The organism is Paenibacillus sp. F024, assembly GCF_057814255.1.
Genome location: NZ_JBVASZ010000102.1, coordinates 1 through 440, shown reverse-complemented (window position 1 = coordinate 440; position 440 = coordinate 1). Strand labels below are relative to the sequence as shown.

General features: G+C 55.9%; 1 rRNA gene. It reads right to left on the bottom strand.

Going from position 1 to position 440, the window contains the following annotated elements:
• Nucleotides 1-35: 35 nt before the first annotated feature.
• Nucleotides 36-440 (bottom strand): 16S ribosomal RNA (locus ACZYR9_RS27565); the annotation flags it as partial.

Below are 440 nucleotides of genomic sequence, written 5' to 3'. Positions count from 1 at the left end.
TGTCCGTCGCCCTGCAGACGACATGGACTCCATAGAAAGGAGGTGATCCAGCCGCACCTTCCGATACGGCTACCTTGTTACGACTTCACCCCAATCATCTACCCCACCTTCGGCGGCTGGCTCCTTGCGGTTACCCCACCGACTTCGGGTGTTGTAAACTCTCGTGGTGTGACGGGCGGTGTGTACAAGACCCGGGAACGTATTCACCGCGGCATGCTGATCCGCGATTACTAGCAATTCCGACTTCATGCAGGCGAGTTGCAGCCTGCAATCCGAACTGAGACCGGCTTATAAAGATTCGCTCCAGATCGCTCCTTCGCTTCCCGTTGTACCGGCCATTGTAGTACGTGTGTAGCCCAGGTCATAAGGGGCATGATGATTTGACGTCATCCCCACCTTCCTCCGGTTTGTCACCGGCAGTCAACTTAGAGTGCCCAACT